At 63.2% G+C, this 22,735-nt stretch carries 23 protein-coding genes; 11 read left to right on the forward strand and 12 right to left on the reverse strand.

Annotation, left to right across the window (positions count from 1 at the left end; translation table 11 throughout):
- Window positions 1–112: 112 nt before the first annotated feature.
- Both groL and groES read right to left on the reverse strand, forming a co-directional pair.
- Entirely contained in the window at window positions 113–1,765 is a 1,653-nt protein-coding gene (gene groL / locus YH63_RS10030) for a chaperonin GroEL (protein ID WP_046827730.1), read from the reverse strand.
- 83 nt (window positions 1,766–1,848) lie between these two features.
- Window positions 1,849–2,145, reverse strand: a complete 297-nt coding sequence (groES, locus tag YH63_RS10035) for a co-chaperone GroES (RefSeq protein WP_046827729.1) — start codon at window positions 2,143–2,145, stop codon at window positions 1,849–1,851.
- 317 nt (window positions 2,146–2,462) lie between these two features.
- Here groES and YH63_RS10040 point away from each other — a divergent pair, with 317 nt between their 5' ends.
- Entirely contained in the window at window positions 2,463–2,987 is a 525-nt protein-coding gene (locus YH63_RS10040; RefSeq protein ID WP_046827728.1) for a hypothetical protein, read from the forward strand.
- A gap of 60 nt (window positions 2,988–3,047) precedes the next feature.
- Window positions 3,048–4,244, forward strand: coding sequence for an MFS transporter (locus tag YH63_RS10045; protein ID WP_046827727.1), 1,197 nt, complete (start codon window positions 3,048–3,050; stop codon window positions 4,242–4,244).
- 61 nt (window positions 4,245–4,305) lie between these two features.
- Here the strand turns inward: YH63_RS10045 and YH63_RS10050 are convergent, their stop codons facing one another.
- A complete protein-coding gene (locus YH63_RS10050) occupies window positions 4,306–5,076 on the reverse strand; it encodes a protein phosphatase CheZ (RefSeq protein WP_046827726.1) in 771 nt (256 codons plus the stop codon).
- 291 nt (window positions 5,077–5,367) lie between these two features.
- Here YH63_RS10050 and YH63_RS10055 point away from each other — a divergent pair, with 291 nt between their 5' ends.
- Window positions 5,368–6,159, forward strand: coding sequence for a L,D-transpeptidase (locus tag YH63_RS10055; protein WP_046827725.1), 792 nt, complete (start codon window positions 5,368–5,370; stop codon window positions 6,157–6,159).
- A 233-nt stretch (window positions 6,160–6,392) separates the two neighbouring features.
- Here YH63_RS10055 and YH63_RS10060 read toward each other — a convergent pair whose 3' ends face one another.
- The 6 genes from YH63_RS10060 to YH63_RS10085 form a co-directional block, all read right to left on the reverse strand.
- On the reverse strand, window positions 6,393–7,262 hold the full coding sequence (locus tag YH63_RS10060) for a DUF2076 domain-containing protein (RefSeq protein ID WP_046829616.1): 870 nt from the start codon (window positions 7,260–7,262) through the stop codon (window positions 6,393–6,395).
- Between the two features lie 143 nt (window positions 7,263–7,405).
- Entirely contained in the window at window positions 7,406–8,257 is an 852-nt protein-coding gene (locus YH63_RS10065) for a ChbG/HpnK family deacetylase (protein ID WP_046827724.1), read from the reverse strand.
- Window positions 8,254–9,315, reverse strand: coding sequence for a glycosyltransferase family 2 protein (locus tag YH63_RS10070; protein WP_046827723.1), 1,062 nt, complete (start codon window positions 9,313–9,315; stop codon window positions 8,254–8,256). Before YH63_RS10070 ends, YH63_RS10065 begins: the two co-directional genes overlap by 4 nt.
- A gap of 159 nt (window positions 9,316–9,474) precedes the next feature.
- On the reverse strand, window positions 9,475–10,452 hold the full coding sequence (hisG, locus tag YH63_RS10075; RefSeq protein ID WP_046827722.1) for an ATP phosphoribosyltransferase: 978 nt from the start codon (window positions 10,450–10,452) through the stop codon (window positions 9,475–9,477).
- Window positions 10,449–11,591 carry an ATP phosphoribosyltransferase regulatory subunit gene (locus tag YH63_RS10080; RefSeq protein WP_046827721.1) on the reverse strand — a complete coding sequence of 381 codons (1,143 nt, stop codon included), beginning with the start codon at window positions 11,589–11,591 and terminating at the stop codon, window positions 10,449–10,451. Before YH63_RS10080 ends, hisG begins: the two co-directional genes overlap by 4 nt.
- 118 nt (window positions 11,592–11,709) lie before the next feature.
- Window positions 11,710–12,465, reverse strand: coding sequence for a 16S rRNA (uracil(1498)-N(3))-methyltransferase (locus YH63_RS10085; RefSeq protein WP_046827720.1), 756 nt, complete (start codon window positions 12,463–12,465; stop codon window positions 11,710–11,712).
- Between the two features lie 181 nt (window positions 12,466–12,646).
- Here YH63_RS10085 and YH63_RS10090 point away from each other — a divergent pair, with 181 nt between their 5' ends.
- Together YH63_RS10090 and ubiA are read left to right on the forward strand one after the other, a co-directional pair.
- Window positions 12,647–13,348 (forward strand): hypothetical protein, encoded by a 702-nt coding sequence (locus YH63_RS10090; RefSeq protein ID WP_046827719.1) that lies wholly within the window; start codon window positions 12,647–12,649, stop codon window positions 13,346–13,348.
- 24 nt (window positions 13,349–13,372) lie between these two features.
- A complete protein-coding gene (gene ubiA, locus YH63_RS10095; RefSeq protein ID WP_046829615.1) occupies window positions 13,373–14,305 on the forward strand; it encodes a 4-hydroxybenzoate octaprenyltransferase in 933 nt (310 codons plus the stop codon).
- Window positions 14,306–14,308: 3 nt separating this feature from the next.
- On the opposite strand, the gene YH63_RS10100 is transcribed toward ubiA, so the two are convergent.
- Window positions 14,309–14,839 (reverse strand): DUF6101 family protein, encoded by a 531-nt coding sequence (locus tag YH63_RS10100; protein WP_046827718.1) that lies wholly within the window; start codon window positions 14,837–14,839, stop codon window positions 14,309–14,311.
- A gap of 451 nt (window positions 14,840–15,290) precedes the next feature.
- Here YH63_RS10100 and YH63_RS10105 point away from each other — a divergent pair, with 451 nt between their 5' ends.
- From YH63_RS10105 to lpxK, 6 genes are read left to right on the forward strand one after another with little or no spacing between them, the layout of a single operon-like run.
- On the forward strand, window positions 15,291–16,688 hold the full coding sequence (locus YH63_RS10105; RefSeq protein WP_046827717.1) for a TldD/PmbA family protein: 1,398 nt from the start codon (window positions 15,291–15,293) through the stop codon (window positions 16,686–16,688).
- Complete coding sequence (locus YH63_RS10110; protein ID WP_046827716.1) at window positions 16,675–17,493, forward strand: 3'(2'),5'-bisphosphate nucleotidase CysQ; 819 nt, start codon at window positions 16,675–16,677, stop codon at window positions 17,491–17,493. Before YH63_RS10105 ends, YH63_RS10110 begins: the two co-directional genes overlap by 14 nt.
- A 60-nt stretch (window positions 17,494–17,553) precedes the next feature.
- A complete protein-coding gene (locus tag YH63_RS10115; RefSeq protein WP_046827715.1) occupies window positions 17,554–17,802 on the forward strand; it encodes a DUF4170 domain-containing protein in 249 nt (82 codons plus the stop codon).
- The gene (locus YH63_RS10120) at window positions 17,799–18,512 is read left to right on the forward strand and encodes a lysophospholipid acyltransferase family protein (protein ID WP_170978680.1); all 714 of its coding nucleotides are present in this window, start codon (window positions 17,799–17,801) and stop codon (window positions 18,510–18,512) included. Before YH63_RS10115 ends, YH63_RS10120 begins: the two co-directional genes overlap by 4 nt.
- A complete protein-coding gene (locus YH63_RS10125) occupies window positions 18,505–19,806 on the forward strand; it encodes a 3-deoxy-D-manno-octulosonic acid transferase (RefSeq protein WP_046827714.1) in 1,302 nt (433 codons plus the stop codon). Before YH63_RS10120 ends, YH63_RS10125 begins: the two co-directional genes overlap by 8 nt.
- The gene (gene lpxK, locus YH63_RS10130; RefSeq protein WP_046827713.1) at window positions 19,799–20,803 is read left to right on the forward strand and encodes a tetraacyldisaccharide 4'-kinase; all 1,005 of its coding nucleotides are present in this window, start codon (window positions 19,799–19,801) and stop codon (window positions 20,801–20,803) included. The genes YH63_RS10125 and lpxK overlap by 8 nt, the downstream gene beginning before the upstream one ends.
- A 120-nt stretch (window positions 20,804–20,923) precedes the next feature.
- Here the strand turns inward: lpxK and YH63_RS10135 are convergent, their stop codons facing one another.
- Both YH63_RS10135 and xseA read right to left on the reverse strand, forming a co-directional pair.
- Window positions 20,924–21,151 carry a DUF2093 domain-containing protein gene (locus YH63_RS10135; RefSeq protein WP_046827712.1) on the reverse strand — a complete coding sequence of 76 codons (228 nt, stop codon included), beginning with the start codon at window positions 21,149–21,151 and terminating at the stop codon, window positions 20,924–20,926.
- A 123-nt stretch (window positions 21,152–21,274) separates the two neighbouring features.
- Window positions 21,275–22,735 (reverse strand): exodeoxyribonuclease VII large subunit, encoded by a 1,461-nt coding sequence (gene xseA, locus YH63_RS10140; protein WP_046827711.1) that lies wholly within the window; start codon window positions 22,733–22,735, stop codon window positions 21,275–21,277.

The following is a 22,735-nucleotide window of genomic DNA, read 5'->3' on the forward strand; positions in this document are numbered from 1 at the left end:
GGACAATCTCAAAAGCGGACCGGATTGTCGCGGTGATTCTTGGATATGAGACAATAAAAAAGGCCGCCCGCAGGCGGCCTTTGATGATGTCGTTGAGGCGAGGGTCGCGGGCTCAGAAGCCCATGCCACCCATACCGCCCATGCCACCCATTCCGCCGCCGCCCGGCATTGCCGGCGCTGCTTCCCTCGGCAGCTCGGCGACCATGGCTTCGGTGGTAACCAGCAGACCGGCGACAGAGGCTGCGTCCTGCAGGGCGGTGCGAACCACCTTGGCAGGATCGATGATGCCCTTGGCGACCATGTCGACATACTCTTCGTTCTGCGCGTCGAAGCCGAAGGTCTCGGTCTTGTTGTCGAGGATCTTGCCGACAACGATGGAACCTTCAACGCCGGCGTTCTCGGCGATCTGGCGGATCGGAGCTTCCAGCGCCTTCAGCACGATGTTGATGCCGGCCTGAACGTCGGAGTTGTCGTTCTGGATGCGGCCGACAGCCTTCTTGGCGCGCAGCAGCGCACAGCCGCCGCCGGGAACGATGCCTTCCTGAACGGCGGCGCGGGTTGCGTTGAGCGCGTCCTCGACGCGATCCTTCTTTTCCTTCACCTCGATCTCGGTGGCACCGCCGACGCGAATGATCGCGACGCCGCCAGCGAGCTTGGCCAGACGCTCCTGAAGCTTCTCACGGTCGTAGTCCGAGGTGGTTTCCTCGACCTGCGCCTTGATCTGGTTCACGCGCGCCTCGATGTCGGTCTTCTTGCCGGCGCCGTTGACGATGGTGGTGTTTTCCTTGTCGATCACGACCTTCTTGGCGCGGCCGAGCATCTTCAGGGTGACGCTTTCGAGCTTCATGCCGAGATCATCGGAGATCAGCTGACCGCCGGTCAGGATCGCGATGTCTTCCAGCATGGCCTTGCGGCGATCGCCGAAGCCCGGCGCCTTCACAGCAGCGACCTTCAGGCCGCCACGCAGACGGTTGACGACGAGCGTTGCGAGTGCTTCGCCTTCGATATCTTCGGCGACGATCAGCAGCGGCTTGCCGGTCTGCACCACGGCTTCGAGCACGGGCAGCATCGCCTGCAGGCCGGAGAGCTTCTTCTCGTGCAGCAGCACGTAAGCGTCTTCCAGTTCGGCGGTCATCTTCTCGGGGTTGGTCACGAAGTACGGCGAGAGATAGCCGCGGTCGAACTGCATGCCTTCGACGATGTCGACTTCAGTTTCGAGCGCCTTGTTTTCCTCGACCGTGATGACGCCTTCGTTTCCGACCTTCTGCATCGCCTTGGCGATCATGCTGCCGATCGTTGCGTCGCCGTTGGCCGAGATGGTGCCAACCTGCGCGATTTCAGCGGAGGAGGCGACCGGCTTGGCGCGCTTCTCGATATCCTTGACCACGGCGGTCACGGCAATGTCGATGCCGCGCTTCAGATCCATCGGGTTCATGCCGGCGGCAACCGACTTGGCGCCTTCCCGCACGATCGCCTGGGCCAGCACGGTGGCGGTGGTGGTGCCGTCGCCCGCGGTGTCGTTGGTCTTGGAGGCGACTTCGCGCAGCATCTGCGCGCCCATGTTCTCGAACTTGTCCTCGAGTTCGATTTCCTTGGCGACGGTGACGCCGTCCTTGGTGATGCGGGGAGCGCCGAACGATTTGTCGATGACGACGTTGCGGCCCTTCGGACCGAGCGTCACCTTGACGGCGTTGGCGAGGATATCGACGCCGCGCAGCATGCGATCACGCGCGTCTCCGGAAAATTTAACGTCCTTGGCAGCCATGGGGTTTACTCCTGATGATGTGTGTTCCCGCCATCCTGAAGCGCGAGCCTCGAAGGATGACGGCAGATGGAGAATGGGTGGGCTTAGTTCAGCACGCCCATGATGTCGGACTCTTTCATGATGAGGAGTTCCTCACCGTCGAGCTTCACTTCGGTGCCGGACCACTTGCCGAACAGCACCGTGTCGCCGGCCTTCAGATCGATCGGGATCAGCTTGCCGGATTCGTCACGGCCACCGGGGCCGACGGCGACAACCCGACCCTGCGAGGGCTTCTCTTTGGCACTGTCGGGAATGATGATGCCGCCTTTGGTCTTCTCTTCAGCATCGATGCGCTTGACGACGACACGATCATGCAGCGGGCGAAAAGTTGTCTTGGCCATCGGATGTCCTTTGGGCGTTGGTTAGGTAAGATTTGACGTGCGGCGGGGCGCGAGGCGTGGATAATGGGCTCAGCTAACCCCTTGGGGATGAAGCCTTGCCCTTAGCAATCGCGCTCCAAGAGTGCTAATGACGGGGCCGGAATATGGGTTGCCGCCGATCCTGTCAAGCAAGGCTCTTAAGGCCTTGGTGAGGCCAATATAGGATGATCTGGAAACCATAAAGGGGAACGCTGCGTATTGACGGGGGTCAGCTCACGCAGTGTGACGGCGGGTCTGTCGGTCTGGCAGGCAGCCACGTGTTCTTGCCGGGAGACACCATGACAATAGTGAGCGAACGAACCAACGCCTCCAAGATCGTCACGCTAGCGGGCGTCTCGCTGCTGGCGGGTTTTCTCGGTGCCTGCGGTGGCGGCGGTTTTGGCGGCTTCGGCGGCGGCCAGGCCACGGTGCAGGAACCGGCCATGGCGCCCGAAGTCCCCGCAACCATCAGGGCCGATGAAATCGTCGGACGGTGGGGTCTCGCCTCCTATCACAAGCCCGACGACAAGACCCGCACGGAAACCGCCGCGCGCGGGCAGTGCAAAAATCCCTACGTGATCGGGCAGGGTGCCAGCGGCGGCGTCATCATGCATCTGCCGGACGAAGCCACGCCGCAGGAATTGCGCCTGAAGGGCAGCCAGGGCGGCAAGAATTACATCGGCCCGGCAGGGCCGGCCGGCGGTGATAAAGACCGCGAGATCGTCTCGTTCGACGGACGGGTGTTGATGACTCGGTTCATCGACAAGGATGCCTCCAGCCGCTATGGAACCATGGTGTACGTCCGCTGCGCACCGCGCGCCTGAGGCGCGGGGTTATAATCCCGCCGGACGGATAATTGTCGACGTCGGGGACGTGCAAGCGCAATGGCCGGGCTGCAGGTACTAAGCTCCGGGCCTAGCCGCGCGGTCGTTGTTCTTTCCATCACACAGGTGCTGGGCTGGGGCGTTCTGTTCTATCCGCCCGCGCTCACCATGACGCACATCGCCGCCGCCCATGGCTGGTCGCTGGCGCAGGCGCTGGCGGGGTTCTCCATCGCGCTTGGCGTCTCGGGTCTGTGCGCCCCGCTGGCTTGCGGATTGATCGATCGGCACGGCGGGAATCTGGTGATGGCCTTCGGCGCGCTGATCGGCGCGCTCGGCCTGCTGATCCTGCCGCTCGCGGATCGATACTGGCTCTATGTTCTGGGCTGGATGTTGCTCGGCGTCGCGATGGCGTCGATCCTCTATGATCCGGCATTCACCACCCTGACCCGCATCTTCGGGACAGCGTCGCGACGGCCGATCACGCTGGTGACGTTTGCCGGTGGCCTCGCCTCCACCGTGGCATGGCCCGTGACCCATTTATTGATCGAACACGGCGGATGGCGCAGTGCCTATTTCGTTTTCGCCGGCGTACTTGTTTTCATTGTCGCGCCGCTCCACGCATTTGCGCTGCCGCGCCACGCGGTGCATGTGCCGCCTCCGCCGGTGGCGGGCGCTCCGATAGCCGCCCCGGCCAAGATCATTCCGCCGAGCGGCTGGCCGTTCATTCTGATGGCCACGGGATTTGCAGCCCACGCCTTCGTGCTGTCCGGGACGTCCACGCATCTGCTCGCAATCCTGCAACGCGGTGGTCTCGATGCCGGGACGGCTGTGTTTATCGGGGCGCTGTTCGGGCCTGCTCAGGTTCTGACGCGGTTTGCCGATTTCATGACCGGAGGGCGATTGCATCCGCTCTGGGTGGCGCGCGTCTCGATGGCGTTGATGGCCTGCGCTTTCATCCTGCTGGCAACGGCAGGATTCTCCATCGGGATCGCGGCCCTGTTCGCCCTGATGTATGGCGCGGCCAACGGCGTGGTGACGATTGCGCGCGGTGCTTTGCCGCTGGCGATGTTCGGGGCTGTTGGATATGGGCGCGTGGTGGGGCGAATATCCCGGCCGGCGCAGATTCTCCAGGCGCTGGCGCCTTTCGCGCTGGCATTCGTGATCGAACGCTGGTCCGATCAGGGGGCTCTTGAGATCTCGATTGCAGGCATTCTGCTGGCGCTGGCGTGTTTCGCGGCGCTTCGGCGGTCGACATAAGCAAAGAGCCCGGAAGCGAGGCCTCCGGGCTCTTTGAACCTGTTTTGAAATGTCGCGGCGCTTAGCCGAACATCGCGTCGATATCGTCCTGCGAGGCGTGTCCCTCGTCGTCCATGCCCTTGGGGCCGTTCAACAGCTTGGCATCGCCGACGCGGGTGTCGATGATGGCCGGAGCGTGCTGCTTGATCGCATCGACGCCGCCCCAGATTTCCATCATGACGTTGATGTGATGCTCGATGAACTTCATCGTCGTCATCACCTTGTTGATGCGCTGGCCGGTGAGGTCCTGGAAGTTGCAGGCCTCGAAGATGCTGACGACGCGCTCCTGGATGTCTTCACTGAGCTGAGCCTGCTGATCTGGCGGCATCACTTTGCCAAGCGCGCTGGCGGCCTGATCGATCGCCTCCGCGGCTTCGAGGATCTGCTGGGTGGCTTCCTCGGTCCCGCCGACAACTGCGCCCAGTTCGCCGGTGACTTTCGACATCTCGTCGCCGCTGAAGCTCTTGCCGTGCAGCACCGCGATTTCCTGCTTGGTGCGGTTGATGGCGTCGTGAATCAGATCGAGTTCGACCTTCAGCTTTTCGCACTGCTCGATTTGGGCGCGATAGCTTCCAAGGAGCTGCTGGGCTTCCGTCAGTTCCTGCGGCGAAGGATTTGCGTCCTGCTCGGCGACCGGTCCGTTGTGATGAGATGCCATCTGCGCGCGAATGGCGCGCAGCTCGCTCATGATCTGATTGTGATGCGGCGCGGCATCGCCTTCGATGAGGTCGAGTACCGGCATATCGCCAGACTGAATTCTTTCAATACGAAATCGCTTACGCTGTACGGCCATGGTTTTCCCCACTCCCTGATGAAGTGTTTGTACCCGCTGACTTTTAACGTGAGGTTTCAAACGGAATTGCGGATGCCATTATGCAGAATGCGCTGCATACCAACGATTAACCATGCGGTTCGCGCCTTCATCGAAAATAAACGCTACCGCGAGGAACACGCCGCACTTGTTGACGTGGTGAATCCCAAACCCGGCCCCGTTTACCAAACCGACGCGATTTTAAATCTAAATTGAGCGTGTTCAGGCGCGCTGTCCGCGCGTCAACGACGAAACAGTGCAGAGTACGTCGCGATGACCAGAAAAATGTCCCTCGCGCTCATGGCGGGCGCAGTGTGTTTTGGCGCCAGTTCCATACAGGCCTTCGCATTTGACGAGCCCCGCGTGATCTACGCGCAACCTCCGTCAACACCGCCGTTGCCGATCCGCGTTGCCTATCAAGAGCGATCCAATATGGGCGGCGGCTTGATCGAATTCCTTTTCAGCGGCGGTCAGTCCGGCGACCCGAATTATCAGGCGCCGCGCTACGAGCAACGCTATGAGCAGATGCCGTCGCGCGGGGGATTGCCGCCGATGGATCCGCAGTACCGTCAGGATATGCGTCAGGGCGATATGGGGATCGAACCTGTCCGTCCGGGGATGGACCCGAAATTCGAGAAGCAGGTGGTCGAATACAGTGGCCGGCATGCACCGGGCACGCTGGTGATCGATACGCCGAACCGGTTTCTTTATCTGGTGCAGGGCGGCGGCAAGGCGCTGCGCTACGGCATCGGTGTCGGCAAGCCGGGCTTCGAATGGTCCGGCGTGAAGACGATCTCCGCCAAGAAGGAATGGCCGGCGTGGACGCCGCCGCCGGAAATGCTCAAGCGCCGTCCCGATCTGCCGCGTCACATGGAAGGTGGTCCGGAAAATCCGCTCGGCGCGCGCGCGATGTATCTCGGCTCGTCGCTGTATCGCATTCACGGCTCCAATGAGCCGTGGACCATCGGCATGGCGGTCTCTTCGGGCTGCATCCGGATGCGCAACGAAGACGTGATCGATCTCTATGGCCGGGTGAACGTCGGCACGCGTGTTATCGTCATCTGAGCGATTCCAAGTTCAAATAAAAACGGCCGCTGAACCTGGTGCGGTGGTTCGCAAGTCCGCCTGATTGTGAAGCAGGGTCCATTTGCGGACTTGCGAACCAAAACCGCACCAGAATTATATTGGGCTAGTGTCCTTTCGAATCCGAAGTTCGCTGCGGAAAGTGCCGCGAAAGTCTGGCGAACTTCGGATTCAGGATACCAGCGGCCGTTTTCTTTTGTCCGGTGCGACACCAATCAGGCGAAATCGCTGTCGCCATCATCGAAGTCGTCGTCACCGTAATCATCATCGTCATCGTGGCCCTGATCGGTGTCGGCCTGCGCCTGATCGTAAGAACTCTGACGCTGGCTGTCGCCGCTGCCGCTCTTGCCGACGTCGTTGACGCCCGCATCGCGCGCGAGATTGCCCGAGGACTGGCTGCTGTTATCCCACGGCATCTTGCTGCCGCCGGACTCTGCGGTGTTGCCGAGGCTCTGCTGCTGGCTGCTCCCGCCGCCCATCATGCCGCGAATGCTGTTCATCAGCATCGATCCGCCGATGACACCGGCCGCCGTTGCCGCCGCTGTTCCGAGGAACGAGCCGCCGCCACCACCGGCATTGCCGCCGCCGAACAGTCCACCACCCGGATTTCCAGACCTTGGATCATTGAGCCTTGAATCATTAAGTCTTGAATCATTAAGTCTTGGATCATTCATACGGGGATCAGCGTTCATGCGCGGATCGCCGCCCATGCGCGCGTCGGCCTGTCCCAGCGCCTCACCGCTGTTCCAGACCGGACCACGTTGCGAACCGTCTCCTGGACGCACGCTCGGCACCGAACCGCGACCCTGACCGGGGCCGAGAATCGCATCGCGCATCGAATCAAGGAAACCGCCGGAGGGTTGCTGCTGCTCGGCGCCGCCTTCGAGTTCCTGAATGCGGGCGTCGGCACGCCTCAGCGCTTCGTCCTGCACCAGCACGGTCTGCACGAGCGCGTAGACGGCGTTGGGCGCGCGGCGCAAACCCTGCGCGATCGCGGCATCCGCATCCGGCTCGCGTGGCGACGTCTCCAGCCTCGCAAGGCGGTCGAACAGATCGTCGACGAGTTGGCGTTCCTGTGGCGTCATAACATCCTCCTGAAGCATCCGGCATGCGAATGCGCGTCATGATGTAAGGCCGCATTGTGTCGGGTTAAGTCCCGGCGCGAATTAAATTTAGGAAAGCCGGTCATCGCGGTGCGACAAAAAGACTTAACCCACGCATTGAACCATCAGGCCCGGTCGAGCGTGACGTTGTTCGCGGCCAGCATACGCGGGAAATCGTCGCCGGCCAGAAACGCGAATTCGCGTTCGCGCTGATGGGTCACGTTGTCGAGGCTGAGTAGCGTCTCGTCGACGAAACCGGGATGGCACATCACAAGGCCGCCGTCCGGCAGGCCGTTGAGAAAGCCCTGCATCGCGTCGGCGAAGTCGCGGCCGCGCACCATGTCATAGGCGCCCGCGAAACCTGGATTGAATGCGATGCCGAGGCGGGCGCTTTTCTTGCGGAACGTATCGCTCAGCGTATCGAGCAGCAGCGCCTTCGGACTGTCGAGCCGCTGCGCCAACGGCAGGCTGCGGCCGCACTGGCGCACCCACGCGCCGGGAGCCGCGTCTTTCAACGCAGCGAGAAACGCGTCGCGGATCTGCGGAAACAACTGCACATGCTGATGGCCGTCGATGTAATCGGGTGCGCGCCCGAACATCTGTCTGAAGGCGGCGATCTGCGCCAGCAGTTCAGCCTGAATGATTTCCGGATCGAGCCGCCGCAGCAGGCTTGCGCGCAACAGCCTGCCGAGTGGCAAAAACTGGCCGCCGTTGAGCGGCTTGAAATGCATGGTTAGCGGGTGGAACGGGGCGGTGAGCGTCGCATGCAGGCCGATGGCGCAGTTCGGATTGGCAGCGACGGCCTGCATCAAACCATCTATCTCGGTGCGATCGACAGCGGCACCGACCACCATCACCGAGGTCGCGTTGAGCCGCTTCATGCTGATCAACTCGCGGATCGCGCGATTGACGCCCGGGCTCATGCCGTAATCGTCGGCGCACAACCAGATGCGGCGCGGCGGCAAATCCACGCTCATTCAGCCGCGGTCTGCGGGGTCTTGTCGGCAGCCGCCCCGGCGTCGGCGTTCTTCACGCTGTGCTCCGCGACGAAGTAGATCGGGCGCGCCTTGATCTCGGACAGGATCTTGCCGATGTACTCGCCGACCACGCCGATCATGATGAGCTGCACGCCGCCGATGGTCATCAGGCCGACCACCAGCGAGGGATAGCCGGGGACCGACTTGCCGTCGATGAAGGTCTCCCACAGGATCGACAGGCCGAACAGGAACGCGACGAAGGCGAGCAACAACCCGAGCAGGCTGGCTGCACGCAAAGGCGCCACCGAGAACGAGGTCAGGCCTTCGATCGACAGGCCGAGCAAACGTCCCGGGCTGAAAGTTGTGACGCCATGGGCGCGGGCTTCCGGCTCGTAGTCGACGCGGATTTGCTTGAAGCCGATCCAGGTCGCCAGCCCCTTGAAGAAACGATTGCGCTCCGGCAGTTGCCGCAAGGCCGCGGCCGCGCGGGGCGACAGCAAGCGGAAATCGCCGGCATCTTCCGGAATTTTCTGACGCGCACCCCAGTTGATCAGCGTGTAGAAAGTGCGCACGCCGAGCCGCCGCAGCGCCGACTCGTTGTCGCGGTGCGCCTTCGCGGTATAGACCACATCGTAGCCGTCGACGATCCAGTGCTTGACCAGCCGCTCCACCAGTTCGGGCGCATGCTGGCCGTCGCCGTCCATGAACAGCACCGCGCCGCGGCGGGCATGATCGAGCCCGGCCATCAATGCGGCTTCCTTGCCGAAATTGCGCGACAGCGACACCACCTGCACATCGAGCGCCGTCGGCGGCAGACCGCGTGCGATGCTCAGCGTTGTGTCGCTCGATCCGTCATCGACATAAACCACTTCGCAGGCGAGGTCGTATGTCTGCCGGAGCGTGCCGGCGAGCGCGCACAGACGTTCATGCAGCAGGGCGAGACCCGCCGCCTCGTTGTAAACGGGCACGACGATCGACAGGCCCTGAGTCGGTGAGCCTTGCGCAGCCGGAGCGCGGCTGCTGCCTGGCAGGTTCGAAATATCGGCACTCGGCGTCATCGGTCGGTTTCCAGCACGTTACGTCCGGGCATGATGCGATCCGAAAACCGCTTCACATTGTTCGGCGTCATGTTCCTGATCATCATATGGTCATCGCCGCGCTGTCGCCAAGGTAGCGGAGTGTCTGATGGTCGGTTGCACCGCCGCAAGCCTTGAATCCTATTGCCCCAGGAATGTCTGGAGTTTGGCGAAAAGCGGATTGTCGCGGTCGAACACATAGTCCAGCGACGCGACCGATACCGTCTCCGCGCCGCGATCGCGCAGGAAACTCCCAAGCGCATAGAGCTGAGCCGGCGGACAGTGCAGCGTCACCATGCCCGACGAGGTCGGCCCGCCGAACGGCGACACCACGCCGAACCGGTTATGAGCCTCGGCCAGCAGCGCGGCATCGCAGGCCGCGAACCGGGTGCGGACTTCCTTGTATTTGCGTGCCCGGGCACTGGCCGCGATGTGATCGAGGATGATCCGCGCCGTCTCCCGTGCGCTGTCCGACCAGTCGGCCTCACGCGAGGCCACGAGATTGGCGTGGCTGCGCAGCATCACGCCATCGTCGAGCACCTTCAGGCCGTTGGCCGCGAGCGTGGCGCCGGTGGTGGTGATATCGACGATCAGTTCGGCTGTTCCCGCGGCGGGGGCGCCCTCGGTCGCTCCGGCGCTTTCCACGATGCGGTAATCGACGACGCCCTGCGCGGCGAAGAAACTGCGCGTCAGGTTGATGTACTTGGTCGCCACCCGCATGCGGTGATTGTGCCGGGCGCGGAACGAGGTCGCGACATCGTCGAGGTCCGCCATGGTGCGCACATCGATCCACGCCTGCGGCACGGCGACAACGACGTTGGCGCTGCCAAAGCCGAGGCTTTCGATCAGCATCACGCGCTTGTCGGCGTCGTGAATGTTCTCGCGGATCAGATCCTCGCCGGTGATGCCGAGATGCACCGCACCGCGCGCAAGCTGGGCAGCGATTTCGCTGGCTGAGAGATAGGCGATCTCGACATTGTCGAGGCAGGGCATGGTGCCGCGATATTCGCGCGCGCCACGGGGCTTTGCGAGCGTCAGGTTGGCTTGCGCGAAGAAGGCCTCGGCGTTTTCCTGCAGGCGTCCCTTGGAGGGAACGGCGACGACGAACGGCGTGCTCATGCGGCGCTCCCTTGCGAAAGCGCTTCGATCCAGATCGAGAACCCGACCGCTGGAATGGGCGCGCGTGCGCCGAGCCGCGTCAGCAGCCCGTCATAGCGTCCGCCGCCGACCAGCGGCTCCGTGCTGTTGCCCTTGGCGTGCAGTTCGAATTCGAAGCCGGTGTAGTAATCGAGACCGCGTCCGAACGCGGTGGAAAAGCGGATCGTCTTGGTGTCGATGCCGCGTGCGGCCATGAAACCGGTGCGGCTTTCGAACTGGTCGATGGCAGCGTTCAGGTCGAGCTTCGCGTCCGAGGCCAGCGTACGCAACTGGCTTGCCGCATCGTCCGGTTCGCCGGCAATGCCGAGGAAGCGTTCGATCAACTGCAGCGCGTCGCGCGGCAATGCGCCGCCCTTGAGAGTCGATTGCTCGAGAAAGCGGTCGGCGATTTCCGACACGGTGCGGCCGCCGACATTGCTGGTGCCGGCGATCGACATCAGGTCGGTGACAAGCGCCAGCGCAGCCTTGCGATCCGAGCCTGCGAGCGCGGCCAGCACGCCTTCATATTCATTGCGGGTCTTGCCGGTCTCCAGCGTCAGGCGCTGCAGATCCTGCGCGAGCGAGATCTTGCGGTTGAAATCCTTGATCAGCCGGCGCTTCCAGACCGGGTACAGATCGAGCGCGTCGATCAGCGCTGCGAACAGTGCGACGTCGCCGGTGCGAATATCGAGGCTCGCGACGCCGAAGGCGGCCGCGGCCTCGACGCCGAGCGCCAGCATCTCCGCGTCAGCCGCCGCGCGATCCTGCCGGCCGAAGGATTCCACGCCGGCCTGGTTGAATTCGCTGGCGGTGCCGCCGCGAAAACGAAACACCGGCCCGAGATAAGAGAACCCCGCGGGGGCGCCTGCGCGCTTTGACGCGAGATACTCGCGCGCCACCGGGATGGTGAGATCAGGCCGCAGGCACAGTTCCTCGCCGGTGGCGTCGGTGGTCAGATAGAGGCTCTTGCGAATGTCTTCGCCGGACAGATCGAGAAACGGTTCCGCCGGCTGCAGGATCGGCGGCCGCGCATGGGTGTAGCCAGCCCGCGCAAAAGTCTGCAGCAAGGCCTCCGCCTGTGCGGCGGACCCGGTCGCGGTTGCGGCACTGGTCTGGCTCATTCTTCGGTGTCCAAATAGGGTGTAAAGGCTTGAATCGGCAGTCCCTTAGCACGGGATTGCCGGGGTTTCGACGACGATCCGGAAAAGGGCTTAATAAGACGCTTTCCGGAATGCAACCTCAGCGTGCATCGGGTTTGCCCCAATCGCCGAGGGCCGTCTGTACCACGGCCAGTGCCGCGACCGCAGCCGTATCGGCGCGCAGGATTCGCGGTCCGAGCGCCAGCCGCGCGACGTGCGGTTGCTTCAGCAGCAATGCGCGTTCCTCCTCGGCAAATCCGCCCTCGGGACCGATCAGCACGTCGGTGCCCTTTGTGCCGTCCGCACCGGCGAAGGCGGCCATGGGATCGGCGATCGGGGCGTCCTCGTCGCAGAACACCAGCAGGCGCTCGCCATCGCGCTGGTTCAGGTAACGTTCCAGCGGTTCCGGATCGTGGACGTCGGCGAGGCTGAGGATGCCGCATTGCTCGGCGGCCTCGATGACGTTGGCGCGCATGCGCTCGACATTGACGCGGTTCGCCTGCGTAAATCGCGTCGTGACAGGCCGCAGCGCTGCAACGCCCATTTCAACGGCTTTTTGCACCATGTAGTCGAGCCGCGCATGTTTCAGCGGAGCGAACACGTAATGCAGATCGGGCAGGCGATCCTGGGTGCGGGTCTGGCTGACGATTTCCGCGCGGTCCGGCCGTTTGCGGCCGGCGAGATTGGCTTGCCATTCGCCGTCGCGGCCGTTGAACACCAGCACGGTATCGCCGGCGGCAAGCCGCAGCACGTTTCCGAGGTAATTGGACTGGTCGCGATCGAGTGCGATGCCGGTTTCGGCCGCTAGCGGAGCATCGACGAAAAGCCGGGGGCTGCGAAAATCGAGTTTGGGCATCACACCAATCCGTTCATTTTCCGACTTCTAGCCCAAATGATTACGGATTCGCAGCTAATTGGGTGGCGAACTGCCGCGCTGCTGCCGGATTCATCGGGTTGTTAAGCGGCGGCGAGAATCGTAAAAGTCCCCAGTGTGGTGGTTCGCACTAGGGACACTGGAACCCGCCGGAGGAGAATCCGTGATCGCCTACCGTCTTATCGCATCGCTGGCTGCCGCCACGTTCGTCATGCACGCCGCGGATGTCCGCGCGCAGGGCGCGTTTCCGGCGCCGCTGCCGGGGCAGGCTGCGCCACCGCCTGCCAGCAATTCGTCGCCATTTCCCCCGGTGAACAATGCGGCGTCGCCGTTTCCGCCCGTCAATGGTACGGCCAGTGCGCCGGTCAGGCAGCAGCCGTCATCCAATGCCTTCTCGACCGGCGCTCCCCCGGTTGGCGGCGGTGGCTTCGGCGCGCCGCAGCAGCAGGCCGGCCCGCCGCCCGGCGCCGAGGAGTGCCAAAAGGGCTTTTTGCCATTGCGTGCGGATGCCGAAGCCAAGGCCAAACTGATTCAGGCTGCCGGCAAGCGCAAAGCGCCGCCGCAGGAGGCGTGCAAGCTGATCGGAAATTTCGCGCAAGCCGAAACGAAGATGATCAAGTTCGTTGAAGCCAACGCGCAAAAATGCGGCATCCCTGCTCAGGTCAGCGACCAGATGAAGAAGGGCCACGCCAACACCTCCCAATTGCAGCAGAGGGTGTGCGCAGCCGCGTCGCAGGCTCAGGCCGCACCGGCGGGTCCCAGCCTGAGCGAAGCGCTCGGTTCCGCATCGTTGCCCGAGGCCAAGCCGTTGAAGCGGGGCGGCAGCACTTTCGACACGCTGAACGGCAACGTCCTGACCCGCTGATTGGCTCCGAATGAAAAGGTTGCGATGAGCAACGCCGCAGCCCCCGTCGCCGACTCAACCGCCAACTGGGTCGATACCCACGCGCCGATCTGGATGCGGCCCTATCTGCGGCTGTCGCGGTTCGACCGCCCGATCGGATGGTGGCTGCTGCTGCTGCCGTGCTGGTGGTCGGCTGCGCTGGCGGCGGGCATTGCCCATGATGTTCGCGGTCTGCCGCTGGTCATCGTGTTGTTCTTTATCGGCGCGGTGGTGATGCGCGGTGCGGGATGCACCTGGAACGACATCACCGATCGCAATCTCGATACGCAGGTCGAGCGCACACGGTCGCGGCCGATTCCGGCGGGGCAGGTGACGGTCACGCAGGCGGCGATCTTTCTCGTCCTGCAGGCGCTGATCGGGCTGGCGGTGCTGCTGCAGTTCAACCGCTTTGCAATTCTCACCGGCATCTGCTCGCTGGTGGTGGTTGCGGTCTATCCCTTCATGAAGCGCATCACCTACTGGCCGCAGGTGACTCTCGGTCTTGCGTTCTCATGGGGTGCGCTGATGGGATTTGCGGTGATCCTCGGCCGGATCGATGCCACCGCGCTGGTGCTGTACGCCGGATCGATTTCGTGGGTGATCGCCTATGACACGATCTACGCCCATCAGGACACCGAGGACGACATCCTGGTCGGCATCAAATCGACGGCGTTGCTGTTCGGCGAACGGACGCAGATGGCGCTGACGATTTTTTACAGTCTGGCGGTGGTGCTGATCGGTGTCGCGCTGTGGCGCGGCGGATCGCAATGGCTCGCATGGATCGGGCTCGCGGGGTTCGCCGCGCATCTGGTCTGGCAGGTGCGGACGATCCGGATCGACAATCCCGCGCTGTGTCTGCGGCTGTTCAAGTCGAACCGCGATGCGGGGCTGATGCTGTTCGCCGGCCTGCTCGCCGACGCTGTGCTGCGTAGCTATTAGAAACTAGTTGCGCGCGATGATCTCGCGTTCGCCGCGATGAATGGATATCTCCATCGCAGCGCGTCCGGCCTTGCGACGCACCAGAAATTTCGGACGACGATCCTTGATGATGTTGCGGCGGCGGCGGCGCGGAGCCGGTTCGCGTGCTGCTTCGTTTTCATCCTCGATCTGCGGCAGAGCGAACAGGTCGCCCCACATCTGCCAGGCCAGATCGAGTTGCAGTTCATCCGCGGTGACCAGCAGCGGCACCGACAGCGACGGATCGCTGTGAACCAGCACCAGCGCGCGTCCGTCGTTCGTTTCGCGGCAGGCGATGCCGAGAAAATCACGCACGCGAACATTGATCGCCATCCGAATGCCGCCAATGGCACGACGCACGGTGACGCGCTCGCGATTGATTTCGATGTGCCTGACGCCGCCATCGGCGCGGCCATCGCGCGCTTCAAAGCTGACGGGCAGGGAATGGGGGTCGAGCTGCAACATGCAGCTCGACCCGACGGGTTGCACCCCGCCGACTCCGAATTGACGCCTCACGACTTTATCTCCCACGCCGGAATTATGTTCCCGGTCGATGGGAGGAGCATGCCAGAGCCGTGTCCGAATCCGCTTAAGAAGGCTGGTTAATCGTCTCTCACTGCTATTGCTTCAGTTCTCATGATTGACGAGAGGTTGGCGCGGATGATTGACGAGACCTTGCCAGTGTCCAAAATCCGACGTTCGCCTGCATTTTGCCGCGCGTGCCGTAGCGAACGTCGGATTTGTAAGGACACTGGAAATGATGATTGCTGGTGGTCCTTTGGTTCTGACATTCGCGGAGGCCGATGCCGCGACGGGATGCGAATGTCAGAACCGGACCACCAGGGCCCGCCGAAATATCTTCCGCAATGGCCTCGAAAACGCTTGAAGTCCGCGTAAAACAGGCACATCTCATGATAGGTTGCATTCGTCTCCAAGTTTCTTGAATCCAAGCCTCGGGAATTTGTTTGTGAACTCTTCACCAAACGCGTCGTTGTCGCCGTCGCCGAAATCAACAACATCCGGACTTCTTGATCAGAGCGCGCTGAGCGATCTGGCGCAGCGTCTCGTGGAAGCTGCGAAGCGCGCGGGCGCCGATGCAGCCGATGCCATCGCGGTGCGCGGCGTATCGCAAGGCGTTGAAATCCGTGAAGGCAAGGTTGAAGAATCCGAGCGCTCCGAAGGCGACGATGTCGGCTTGCGCGTGTTCGTCGGAAAGCGGCAGGCCGTGGTCTCGACCAGCGACATCGGCGGTGATGTCGCCAAACTCGCCGAGCGTGCAGTGGCGATGGCGAAGGTCGCGCCCGACGACGATTATGTTGGTCTCGCCGATCCGTCGCTGCTGGCGAAACAGTTTGCCAATCTCGACCTGCTCGACCCACAGGTGCCCTCCGTCGATGAACTGGAGCGACGGGCGCAGGAAGCGGAAGCTGCGGGATTGGCGGTCAAGGGTGTATCAAAGTCCGGCGGTGCATCGGCATCGGCAGGCATCGGCGGTATGGTGCTCGTGACATCGACCGGTTTTCACGGCTCATATCTGAGGTCGAGTCACGGCATCTCGATGACGGCGATTGCGGGTGAAGGCACCGGCATGGAGCGCGACTACGATTTCACCTCGGCGATCCATGGCGCCGATCTCGAATCTCCTTCGAGCGTCGGACAAAGTGCTGGTGAGCGCACCGTGGCGCGGCTCAATCCGCGCAAGGTCGCGACCTGCAAGGCGCCGGTGGTGTTCGATCCGCGTGTGTCGAATTCGCTGGTCGGCCATCTGATCGGCGCGGTCAACGGCGCATCGATTGCGCGCAAGACCAGCTTCCTGAAGGACCGCCTCGGCCAGCAACTGTTCGACAAGAACATTCGCATCATCGACGATCCGCTGCGCGTGCGCGGAATGCGGTCGCAAACGTTCGATTCAGAAGGTGTTGCGACCAAGAAACTTGCCGTCATCGATGGCGGCGTGCTGACCACATGGCTGCTCGATTCCGCCACCGCGCGCGAGCTGGGCATGGCGACAACGGGCCACGCCCATCGCGGTGTGTCGTCGTCGCCCTCGCCCGGGCCGTACAATCTTCATCTCGAAGCCGGCCAGGTTTCGCCGGCGGAATTGATCTCCGACATCAAGGAAGGCTTCTACGTCACCGACCTGATCGGCTCCGGCGTCAACGGCGTGACCGGCGACTACAGCCGGGGTGCCGCGGGCTTCTGGATCGAAAACGGGAAACTGTCGTATGCGGTCAGCGAGGTGACCATCGCGGGCCATCTGCTCGAGATTTTCAAGTCGATGGTTCCGGCCAACGATCTGACGTTCAAGTACGGCGTCAACGCGCCGACCGTGCGCATCGGGGAATTGACGATTGCAGGCCGCTAACACCGACATCTCCAGCGCGGACCTGACGCGCGACGCTGCGCTGCTGGCCGACGTGGTGCGGGAAGCCGGCGCGCTGGCGCTCAGCCTGTTTCGCACCGAACTGAAAACCTGGATCAAGGGCAAGACGTCCCCGGTGTCGGAAGCCGACATTGCCGTCAACGACCTGATCGAGGCGCGGCTGCGTGCGGCGACGCCGGATTACGGATGGCTGTCGGAAGAAAGCGCTGACGATTCCGCGCGGCTCGGCAAATCGATGACTTGGATTGTCGATCCGATCGACGGCACCCGCGCCTATCTGGCGCGGCAGGACGACTGGTCGGTCTCCGTCGCGCTGGTCGCGGACGGGCTGCCGGTATTGGGTGCAGTGTTCGCGCCGGCGAGCGATGAGTTCTTTTTCGCAACGCGCGGGCGGGGCACCGCGCTGAATGGTGCGCCGATCGCCGCTGCGCCCGGTGCGGAAATTCACTTCCCGAAAATCGCCGGGCCGAAGCCGTTGGTCGAGCGCCTCGGCGGCATGCGTGACGACGAAAGCCTTTACCCGCGCATAGGCTCGCTGGCGCTCCGGCTGGTCCGGGTGGCCGAAGGGCGGCTCGATGCCGCATTCGCAGGCGGGAACAGCCGCGATTGGGACCTTGCCGCCGCCGATTTAATCGTGCACGAAGCGGGCGGGGAAATGACCTCACTGGCTGGCGAGCGCCTGGTTTACAATCAAACCGACGTGCGTCATGGATTGCTGGTGGCGGCGGGGCGTGCGCGGCACGCGCATATCGTGAAACATTTTCGGGAAAACCCGATTCCGTGGTGATCGCAAGCATGTTTTTTGCTTGAATTCATCAGTCGGTCCTTGGTTTTAGGAAAACACCTCATGTCCGAAACTGTGCAACCGCAGTTGCTTCATCTCGTCATCGGCGGCGAACTTCTCGACCTCGATCATGTGACCTTCAAGGATCTCGACAAGGTCGAGGTCGTCGGCCTGTTCCCGAACTACGCCACGGCCTATGTGGCGTGGAAGGGCAAGGCCCAGCAGACCGTCGATAACGCGCACATGCGTTATTTCATCGTCCATCTTCACCGGCTGCTCGACCCGGGCCAAGATGCGAAGCCGTCCCATTGAAAGCCACGCTTCGAAAACTCGGCCGCGCCAGCTGGGTGCAGCATGCTGCGGGTTTCACCGCGGCTGAATTCCTGCGGCTGGTGTGGTGGACGAATCGCTTCACGCTCGATCCGCCGGACGTTTACAAGCGCGTCGAGCCGGACATGCCCGTCATCATCGCGTTCTGGCATGGCCAGCACTTCATGATGCCGTTCCTGAAGCGCAAGGAATATCAGGCCAAGGTCCTGATCTCGCGTCATCGCGACGGCGAGATCAATGCCATCGCGGCGGAGCGTCTCGATGTCGGAACCGTGCGCGGGTCCGGCGATCATGGATCGGAATTTCACCGCAAGGGCGGCGTGAGCGCGTTCAAGGCGATGCTGCGGACGCTGGATGAAAAGATCAACATGGCGCTGACCGCCGATGTGCCGAAGGTTTCGCGCAAGGCGGGGCTCGGCATCATCATGCTGGCGCGCGAATCCGGACGGCCGATCTTGCCGGTGGCGATCGCCACCAGTCGCTTCAAGCGCCTCAATAACTGGGACCGCTCCGTAATTCATCTGCCATTCGGACGCGGTGTCATCGCAGGCGGCGAATTGATCAGGGTGCCGCCCGACGCGGACAATGAGACCATGCAGACGATCCGCTTACAGCTTGAAGAGCGGCTGAACGAAGTAACGCGCCGCGCCTACGAATGCGTGGGCCGTCCGGACGAGGGCATCCATGCCTAGCGCTCTGCCAGCGACGCTTGCGGCGTATCGGCGGCTGTCGGCCCTTGCCGCGCCGCTCGCGACCCCGCTGATTGCGCGGCGGCTGAAGCAGGGCAAGGAAGACCCCGAACGTCTCGGCGAGCGCCGCGGTGTTGCGAGCGCGCCGCGCCCGCCGGGGCCGCTGATCTGGATTCATGGCGCGAGCGTCGGCGAGGTTCTGGCGGTTGCGGGACTGATCGAACGGCTGCGGGCGCTGAACGTCCGCATCCTGCTGACGTCGGGAACGGTCACGTCGGCTGCGATTGTTGCACGGCGGTTTCCGCCTGACGTGATTCATCAATATGTGCCGTTCGACTCGCCGCGCTTCGTCTCGGCGTTTCTCGATCACTGGAAGCCAGGTCTGGCACTGTTCATCGAGTCCGATATCTGGCCCAACCTGATCCTGTCGAGCGCCGAGCGGCGCATTCCGATGGTCATCATCAATGGCCGGATGTCGCCGCGCTCGTTTCCGCGCTGGCGGAAACTGCGCGGCACCATCTCGGCGCTGCTGGAATGCTTCGACCTTTGTCTCGCGCAATCCGAGCGCGACGGCGAACGCTTTGCGGCGCTCGGCTGTCCCAATGTCGTCACCTCAGGCAATCTGAAACTCGATGTCGAGGGACCGCCGGCGGATGTGCGGAAGCTGGAACGCCTCAAGGAGGCGATGCAGCGCAGGCTGGTGTTCGTCGCGGCGTCCACGCATCCCGGTGAAGACGAAATCGTGCTCGACGCGCACCGTCGTCTGGCATCGCGCATGCCGCAGTTGCTGAGTGTGATCGTGCCGCGTCATCCCAACCGGGGCGGCGCCATCGCGCAGATGCTGACGGCCGCCGGCATGCAGGTGGCGTTACGCTCGCAGGATGAATTGCCGGGTCCCGACACGGATATGTACGTCGCCGACACCATGGGCGAACTCGGATTGTTCTACCGGCTGGCGCCGGTGGTGTTCATGGGCGGATCGCTGGTGCCGCACGGCGGGCAGAATCCGATCGAGGGCATCAAGCTCGGCGCTGCGATCCTGCACGGGCCGCATGTGTTCAACTTCAGCGACATCTATGAGTCACTCGATCAGGCGGGCGGCGCCATTCGCGCCGAGACCGGCGAGGACTTCGTCAAACTGCTCGGGCACCTGCTAGTCAATCCGATTGCGCGGCAGCGGTCGGTGGGAGCTGCGGAAGGCGTCGTGAACAGGCTCGGCGGCGCGCTAGACAAGACACTCGCCGCGCTGGAGCCATATCTTCTGCAGTTGCGGCTGGAGGGGGGCTCCGATGCGTGAGCCGGCCTTCTGGTATCGGCCGCCATCGTTGTTATCGCGACTGCTTGCGCCGCTTGGTGCGATCTACGGCGCCGTTACCGCGCGGCGCATGGCGCGCGATGGTGCATCTGCCGGGCTTCCGGTGCTCTGCATCGGAAACTATCATGTCGGCGGCGCGGGCAAGACCCCGGCGACTTTCGCGCTGGTGAAACTGTTGCGGGAGATGGGCGAGCAGCCGTTCGTTGTCAGCCGGGGTTACGGCGGTTCGCAACAAGGTCCCGTTCGTGTCGATCAGGCTGAGCACACGGCTGCGGACGTGGGCGATGAGCCGCTGATGATGGCTTCAAGCGTGCCCGTCGTCGTGTCGCGCGATCGTGTGGCCGGTGCGGCGCTGGCGCGTGCGCAGGGTGCGAGTGTCGTCCTGCTCGATGATGGTTTCCAGAATCCGGCGCTTGTGAAGAACGCCTCGCTGATCGTGATTGATGCGTCGCGCGGGGTCGGCAACGGCGGTGTGTTTCCGGCCGGTCCGCTGCGTGCGCCGCTCGAACCGCAAATCGCGCGCACCGATGCGTTGATCGTGATCGGTGCGGGCAACGCGGCCAATGGCATCGCGGCAAGAGTGTTGAAGCATGGAGCGCCGGTGTTGCGCGCGCGCCTTGTACCCGATCAGGGCTCGGTCGACAGGCTGCGTGGTCAACGCGTGCTTGCCTTTGCAGGGATCGGCGATCCAGCGCGATTCTTTGCGACATTAACGGCCTGCGGCGTGACTGTGGCCGAGGAAAAAGCCTTCGCCGACCATCACCCGTTCACGCCGGACGAGATTGAGCGGTTGGTATCCGGTGCTGCAGAAAGGTCGTTGACGCTGGTGACGACCGAAAAGGACATGGCGCGCATCCGCAGCGATGCCCGCTTTCGAGAGCAAACGAATGGCATCGCGACCTTTCCGGTCACGCTCGATTTCGATGATGCGGCGATGTTGCGGAATTTTGTGGCCGAGCGGCTGGCAAGAGCGCGTTAGATTCGATCAACCCGCAAATCTCTCATTCGTCATGCCCGGGCTTGTCCCGGGCATCCACGTCTTCTTCTTCCAGGCAAATCAAGACGTAGATGGCCGGGACAACCCCGGCCATGACGGAATTCAACCGTTAGCCTTCAATTGCGCCGGATAATGCCGCTGCAACACGGCTTCCGGTGTCGCGTAGGCTTCCTGCCGGTCGACGCTCCAGTATTTCAGTTCATCCAGCGGGATGTGTTCGCCGGTGATGGCGCAACGGACGTAGGACCCGGGAGAGGTCACGCGAAAATCGCCGTCGAGATATTCGACCTGCGCTTCGCCCTGGCCGGAAGGCCCGAATTTATTGAGCACGATAATTGTCCTTGTGGGATCCGGCAGATCTTCGTCCGGAGAGATTGCTCAAATATATGCATGATCCCGAAAGGTGGAAACCGGTTTCGGGAACGATCATGCGAAAATCAAAAGCGAAATCTCTCAAAAAAGGTCGCCCTGGACCTTTTTAACGCCGAAATCGGTGGTGCGCTTCGACGCGGGCTTTGCCGGCGCCGCTTTCGGCTTCGCTTCGGTTGTTCCATAGCCATCCGCCGTCGCACCGATGCGCCCGTCGGCGAATTCGATGGTGAGGCGCTGGCCGGAACCGACATTGGCTGCGGCATGCAGCGGCTGGTCATGCTCGTCGCGCACCAGTGCGAAGCCGCGATCCAGCACGCCCTTGTAGGAGAGTGCCTTGAGAAGCTGCGCGACATATTTCAGGCGCGTCTCGCGTTGCTGGATCTGCAGATCCGCGCCGCGCCGCGCGCTTGTCGCCAGCCGCGCCACCTTCTCCTTGCCGCGATCGATTTGCGCGCGCAACGCCGTCACCGTCAGGCGTCCGCCGATGGCCGACAGCCGCCGCTCGTAGACATGCGCGTTGGCGCGCAACGCGCGGGGCAGTTGCGCGCTGGCGCGATCGAGGCGCTGGCGCGGAATGTTCAGCAGCTCGGTTGCCTTCGGCAGCGCGCGGGCCGCTGCGCGCAGTTCACTGCGCCGATGTTCCTGGCCGCGCTGCCAGCACAGCATCGCACGCCGCTCCAGTGAGGTGACCTCGACGAACAGTTCGGCGCGCACCGGCACCGCCATCTCGGCCGCTGCAGTTGGCGTCGGTGCACGCTTGTCGGCGGCGAAATCGATCAGCGTCACGTCGGTCTCGTGGCCGACGGCCGAGATCAGCGGGATCATGCTCTCTGCCGCTGCGCGCACCACGATCTCTTCGTTGAACGACCACAGGTCTTCCAGCGAGCCGCCGCCGCGCGCAACGATCAGCAGATCCGGCCGTGGAATCCTGCCGCCTTCCTCCAATGCGTTGAAGCCGTGGATGGCGGCGGCGATCTGCTCGGCGGAGCCTTCGCCCTGCACCCGCACCGGCCACACCAGCACGCGGCGCGGGAATCTGTCTTCGAGACGATGCAGGATGTCGCGGATCACCGCGCCCGTCGGCGAAGTCACCACGCCGATCACTTCAGGCAGCCATGGCAGCAACTGCTTGCGCGCCTCGTCGAACAGTCCCTCGGCGGCGAGCTTCTTCTTGCGCTCTTCCATCAGCGCCATCAGAGCGCCGACGCCAGCGGGCTCGATGGCTTCGATGACGATCTGGTACTTCGATGAGCCGGGATAGGTCGTGAGCTTGCCGGTGGCGATGATCTCGAGGCCTTCCTGCGGCTTGAACCGCATCCGGCCATGAACGCCCTTCCAGATCACTGCCTCGATCTTGGCGCTCTCGTCCTTCAGCGCGAAATAGCAGTGGCCGGAAGAATGCGGTCCGCGAAAGCCCGAGATTTCGCCGCGCACCCGCACATGGCCATAGGCGTCCTCAACCGTCCGCTTGAGCGCCGAGGACAGTTCGGAAACGGTAAATTCCGGCGAATTGGGCAGCGGTGTGACAGCAGCTTCGGGCAT

It is taken from the genome of Afipia massiliensis, assembly GCF_001006325.2.
Lineage (GTDB): Bacteria > Pseudomonadota > Alphaproteobacteria > Rhizobiales > Xanthobacteraceae > Afipia > Afipia massiliensis_A.

Coding starts and splice junctions, on each gene's coding strand:
- groL (WP_046827730.1), bottom strand. CDS start 1,765: ATGGCTGCCAAGGACGTTAAATTTTCCGGAGACGCGCGTGATCGCATG.
- groES (WP_046827729.1), bottom strand. CDS start 2,145: ATGGCCAAGACAACTTTTCGCCCGCTGCATGATCGTGTCGTCGTCAAG.
- YH63_RS10040 (WP_046827728.1), top strand. CDS start 2,463: ATGACAATAGTGAGCGAACGAACCAACGCCTCCAAGATCGTCACGCTA.
- YH63_RS10045 (WP_046827727.1), top strand. CDS start 3,048: ATGGCCGGGCTGCAGGTACTAAGCTCCGGGCCTAGCCGCGCGGTCGTT.
- YH63_RS10050 (WP_046827726.1), bottom strand. CDS start 5,076: ATGGCCGTACAGCGTAAGCGATTTCGTATTGAAAGAATTCAGTCTGGC.
- YH63_RS10055 (WP_046827725.1), top strand. CDS start 5,368: ATGACCAGAAAAATGTCCCTCGCGCTCATGGCGGGCGCAGTGTGTTTT.
- YH63_RS10060 (WP_046829616.1), bottom strand. CDS start 7,262: ATGACGCCACAGGAACGCCAACTCGTCGACGATCTGTTCGACCGCCTT.
- YH63_RS10065 (WP_046827724.1), bottom strand. CDS start 8,257: ATGAGCGTGGATTTGCCGCCGCGCCGCATCTGGTTGTGCGCCGACGAT.
- YH63_RS10070 (WP_046827723.1), bottom strand. CDS start 9,315: ATGACGCCGAGTGCCGATATTTCGAACCTGCCAGGCAGCAGCCGCGCT.
- hisG (WP_046827722.1), bottom strand. CDS start 10,452: ATGAGCACGCCGTTCGTCGTCGCCGTTCCCTCCAAGGGACGCCTGCAG.
- YH63_RS10080 (WP_046827721.1), bottom strand. CDS start 11,591: ATGAGCCAGACCAGTGCCGCAACCGCGACCGGGTCCGCCGCACAGGCG.
- YH63_RS10085 (WP_046827720.1), bottom strand. CDS start 12,465: ATGCCCAAACTCGATTTTCGCAGCCCCCGGCTTTTCGTCGATGCTCCG.
- ubiA (WP_046829615.1), top strand. CDS start 13,373: ATGAGCAACGCCGCAGCCCCCGTCGCCGACTCAACCGCCAACTGGGTC.
- YH63_RS10115 (WP_046827715.1), top strand. CDS start 17,554: ATGTCCGAAACTGTGCAACCGCAGTTGCTTCATCTCGTCATCGGCGGC.
- YH63_RS10125 (WP_046827714.1), top strand. CDS start 18,505: ATGCCTAGCGCTCTGCCAGCGACGCTTGCGGCGTATCGGCGGCTGTCG.
- lpxK (WP_046827713.1), top strand. CDS start 19,799: ATGCGTGAGCCGGCCTTCTGGTATCGGCCGCCATCGTTGTTATCGCGA.
- xseA (WP_046827711.1), bottom strand. CDS start 22,735: ATGCCCGAAGCTGCTGTCACACCGCTGCCCAATTCGCCGGAATTTACC.